Below are 2269 nucleotides of genomic sequence, written 5' to 3' on the forward strand. Positions count from 1 at the left end.
CTTTTTCACCGTGTCTATAAATTACATCCCATTCAGGAATCTTTTTTATTAATCGAGCTGCTTCATTATCGTACAGTTTGTTGATTCCATGAACAACCTTAACACTATCTATTTTTCCTTCATCATCTGTTGATAGTATTTGGACGAATACTTTTCTTGTTACAGAATCTGATTCAGGTAAATTTTCCTCATCCATGTGGCGACCGATAAATTTGTGTAAAAGTTTAGAGTCCTGAGCGTATTTGGATTTCTTAGTCTTTAAATTATCGAGTATCTGTTTACTAACTAGGATTCCTTGACCCACTGTTAACATCAACTCTACTTCATAGATACTTTGAAATCCTTCATTGAAATAATAAATTAGTTCTCCCTTGGGAACAATCAATTCTCCACTGACCCAATCTGCTTTTACCCTTCCGTTATCATAACGCTCGGGAAATAAACTTTTTAAATCAGCAAACTCTTGTCCGATGCTATCTACTCCAGACTTGAATGAGCCTTCTACATCTTGCATGTTGGTCGGGTAACACGCATTTCTAATTTCCAGTAGATATAAATTATTCCTCTCAATGGACCAAGTGGCCACGTAATTTCTCCAACAAGCAGTATAAAAACATCCTTTACTATCAAATAAGCCCTGTGGAGTTATTAACTCTTTATCAGGATAAAGCTCGAGTGGACAAAAAAACAGAGACAAAGTATCATCCCCATAAATCAATCGATCTGGTATCTGAGCTGTACCAAAGGATTGAAACGAGATCAAAAGCAATATGATGATTATTTTATACTTCATTTTTGCATGACCGCCAACGTTCTTTGCAGCCGTCGGGCCGGAAATTGTCAGCTTTGATCTTTCAAAATCAGTATTCTTGATTGGAGCAATTAGCTTACGAATGGTTTTCAAATAGGGATGGTCGCTGCATATTGTTATGGCACGTATCTTTTCAGTTCTTCGGGATTTCTCCTCATGTCCCAAACGACCAAAATCACTATCTCATCATTCTTCAATTCATAGTAGATTTGATAATTTCCCTTTCTCAAAATACGAACTTCTTCATCATTGGTGGGTCTACCTAATAAAGGGTGTTCTCGTAATCTCTCGATGACTTCTTGTATCTGTTTAGCTAGCTTCTCACTATATGTCTTACTTCCATTTCGCTCCGCATAATAGCCTAAAGTAGCCAAGAAGTCATCTTGTGCTTCTTTTGACCAAACTATTCTTTGAGCCATGCATTAACTTTTTTAAAAACTTCTTCTTGAGTAAAAATCTCGCCATTTTCTACTTGCCTTCTAGCATTAGAAATTTTTTGCTGTTCAAAATCACTGAGTTCATAAGGTTGATCTATTATTTTAGAATCAGTAAGTATCTTGATAGCATTTAGAAACTCCTCATCTTCTATGGATTGAATGCGATGTATAAGTATCTCTCTAAGTTCAGAAACTAGCATATCTATATCTTCTTAAGTTTATTTCTAATATACGAATTCTGTAACAATTTGATCCTTTCTTTAATACTATGTGCCATAACGTTCTATGCAGCCACCGGCCGGGGGATTGTGAAACGTTATCTTCCGACTATCAATGCTCTGACTTGGGGAACCGGACTGCCAATGTAATGATTCCCCGGCTGGCGGCTGCATGGTGTTATCATCAGGCTTTTTTTCATCGGTGAACGATCAGCTCCGAGCGATTCATTTCTAGCAAGACGTATCGCTAAACAAACTCTCTATACGCTTAATATTTCCTTCAAAAAGACGAATTAAGTCACGGTTCTTAATATTACCTGTTTTGATCACTAACAATCTTTTCGGTTTTCCTGTCAAGATGTGATCATCAAAAAAGTCGCTTTCTTTTGAGATAACGACTCTATCATCCTGATCGGCAACTACAATAATTTCTTTATCATCACTACGATTTGCGGCAGGCAATTCCAGGGTATGTACCGCATCAAATCCACGTTCTTTGAGCCAATCAGCAAGCAGTTGAGGAAGTTGTGCATCAATGATGAATTTCATGAAGCTAAAGGATAAACTGCCTTTGTCTGCGTTACCCGAACGGCATAGGCTAAACAAGCCAGTAAATCTTCTTTCACCAAATCGGGATAATCAGCTAATATCTCTTCATGAGTCATATCGGCGGCCAACAATTCCAGTATATTTTCTACTGGGTAGCGGAGTCCCCTTATGGTTGGCTTGCCATGACAAATATTGGCGGTAATTGTGATGCGGCTTAGCAAATTTTCTTCTTCCATAATACATAGTCTTTTCCT

Annotated in this window: 5 protein-coding genes; all 5 read right to left on the minus strand. The window is 37.7% G+C overall.

Annotated elements, in window-relative coordinates; genetic code table 11:
• On the minus strand, positions 1 to 904 hold a 904-nt coding region (locus WBA23_RS11620), incomplete at its 3' end, for a hypothetical protein (protein WP_424582447.1).
• Between the two features lie 23 nt (positions 905 to 927).
• Positions 928 to 1230, minus strand: a complete 303-nt coding sequence (locus WBA23_RS11625) for a type II toxin-antitoxin system RelE/ParE family toxin (protein ID WP_424582448.1) — start codon at positions 1228 to 1230, stop codon at positions 928 to 930.
• Positions 1215 to 1448, minus strand: coding sequence for a hypothetical protein (locus WBA23_RS11630; RefSeq protein ID WP_424582449.1), 234 nt, complete (start codon positions 1446 to 1448; stop codon positions 1215 to 1217). The genes WBA23_RS11625 and WBA23_RS11630 overlap by 16 nt, the downstream gene beginning before the upstream one ends.
• A gap of 249 nt (positions 1449 to 1697) precedes the next feature.
• On the minus strand, positions 1698 to 2015 hold the full coding sequence (locus tag WBA23_RS11635; RefSeq protein ID WP_424582450.1) for a DUF5615 family PIN-like protein: 318 nt from the start codon (positions 2013 to 2015) through the stop codon (positions 1698 to 1700).
• Positions 2012 to 2269 (minus strand): DUF433 domain-containing protein (locus WBA23_RS11640; protein WP_424582451.1); only part of this gene is annotated, 258 nt, incomplete at its 5' end. The genes WBA23_RS11640 and WBA23_RS11635, both read right to left, overlap by 4 nt.

The sequence above is a fragment of the Tunicatimonas sp. genome, from assembly GCF_049647865.1.
Lineage (GTDB): Bacteria > Bacteroidota > Bacteroidia > Cytophagales > Cyclobacteriaceae > Tunicatimonas.